At 66.0% G+C, this 2,014-nt stretch carries 1 protein-coding gene; it reads right to left on the bottom strand.

Translation table 11 applies throughout. The features are described 5' to 3' along the window. Window position 1: 1 nt before the first annotated feature. Window positions 2-2,011 (bottom strand): beta-N-acetylhexosaminidase, encoded by a 2,010-nt coding sequence (locus H0482_RS16420; RefSeq protein ID WP_193731111.1) that lies wholly within the window; start codon window positions 2,009-2,011, stop codon window positions 2-4. Window positions 2,012-2,014 lie beyond the last annotated feature (3 nt).

Consider the following 2,014-nt stretch of genomic DNA (forward strand, 5'->3'; position numbering starts at 1 on the left):
CTTATTCCTCTGCCCAATGTCCGTACATGATGGGCATGAGGCCGACCAGGGCCTGGAAGCGGTCCCAGCTCTTGCGCTCGGGGATTGTCCAGCCGGCTTCGGCGACGGCGGAGAGGCGGGGGAAGACCAGCCGGTCGAAAATGGCCCGATCGGTCATGCTTTCCGACCAGATGCAGGATTGCACCCCCAGAAGATGTTTCAGCCCGGTTTCGGAAAAGCCGGCGCGCGCCTCGAATTCATAGGTTTCGCGCGGACCCGACCAGCCGGCCCAGCCGGCCCCCGGCTCGGCCCATTCCACCCCATTGGCCATGTCCAGATAATAGCGCTGGCCCGGCGACACCACGATGTCGAAGCCGCGCTCGGCCAGGGCGGCGTTGATTTCGACATTGCGCCAGCCGATGACATAGGCCTTGTCCTTGTCCACCGCATCGCCATGCGCCGCCTCTTCCCAGCCCCCGGTCAGCGCCCCCTTGGAGGCGATGTAATCGTGCACCCGGCGAATGAAGGCGGCCTGCAGGATGGCGGTGGGCGAGCCTTCGATCTCGTCGGCGCCGCCGTGATTGCCCAATTGGTTGAACTGGGCCTCGTGCTTCTTGCGCATGGCGGGGCCGGCCAGTTTTTCGATCATCGCCAGCGCCAGCGGCGAGCCCGACCAGGCCGCCAGCGGCACTTCGTCGGCCCCGAGATGGAAAATGCCCGCCGGGAACAGGTCCAGCGTCTCGTCGATCACCGTCTCGACGAATTTATAGACCGGCTCATGCGCCGGATTGAGGCTGTTATTGGGAAAGCCCTGCACCGATTGATATTCGCCGGTCTCATCGGGGTCGCGCAATTCGGGCAGCGCCTGCAGGGCGGCGTAGAAATGGCCCGGCATGTCGATCTCGGGAATGACGGCAATGGCCAGATCGGCGGCCAAAGCCACGATGTCGCGCACCACTGCCTTGGAATAATAGCCGCCGGTCGGCTGCGGGCCGGAGCCGAGCAGGGGCGGCAGCGCCTTGCCATGGCCGCGCCAGGCGGCGATCTCGGTCAGGGCCGGATAGGCTTCGATTTCCAGCCGCCAGGCCTCGTCCTCGGTCAGGTGCCAGTGGAACTTGTTCATCTTGTTCCAGGCCATGATGCGCAGCAAGCGGCTGACTTCGGCCCCGGTATAGAATTGGCGGGCGACGTCGAGATGGGAGCCGCGGAAGCCAAAGCCGGGCGCGTCCTCGATGACGCCGCCGGTCGGCCAGGTGAAGGTGCCCGGATATTGCCGCGCCCCGCGCAGCATATGACCCAGCGTCACGAGGCCATAGAACAATCCGGCATGGGTGGAAGCGGCCACACTGGCGCTGGTCTCGGCAAAGCTCAGTTCATAGGCTTCTGCGCCCAGGCCCGGCTTTTCGGCGATCTGGACCGCGAGGCCACCCTCGGCGGCGGGGCGGACAATGGCTTCCACCGGGAACAGCTCGGCGGTCAGCGCGGCGAAGGCGCTGGCGGCGCGGCTGGCCAGTTCGCCTGAAGGCTGGAGATTGAAGCCGACCGGGGCGATCCGGCTACCCGTCGTGGCCACATGCCTGGGCCAGGGGATGATGGAATGGGCGACCGGGGCTTTGGCCGGCACCGGAAAGCGCGCCGTACCCTTGAGCAGGGGCGAATTGTGGCCCTTGCCCTGGGTGGGGGCGGTGGGGATGGCAACAATGCCGCCATCCTCCAGCACCAGATAGGCCGAATTGGCGCCATCGCTCCAATGGCGCAGCCCATAGGAGAGGCCGCGCGCCGTGGCGATCCAGGTCTGGCCCGGCTCCAGCACCAAGCCTTCGGGCGGGGCGATCAGCGTGTGATTGGAGAGCCGCACCAGCAGACGGCCATTTTCCAGCGTCGCATGCGGGTCGATGCGCGCCGGGCCGGAAAAACCCAGCTGGAAGTTCGAGACGGGTGCAGAACCCGTATTGGTCAGCTCGATCCCATAGCCAAGCGGCTCATGAGCGCTCGCAGGCGACCAGGTGGTGACGAGGGAAAAAGACGGCATGGC

Source organism: Devosia faecipullorum (assembly GCF_015158295.1).
Taxonomy (GTDB): domain Bacteria; phylum Pseudomonadota; class Alphaproteobacteria; order Rhizobiales; family Devosiaceae; genus Devosia; species Devosia faecipullorum.

What these genes read in the sequence shown, in the direction of transcription:
- H0482_RS16420 (WP_193731111.1), bottom strand. Translation starts at nt 2,011, where the DNA reads ATGCCGTCTTTTTCCCTCGTCACCACCTGGTCGCCTGCGAGCGCTCAT.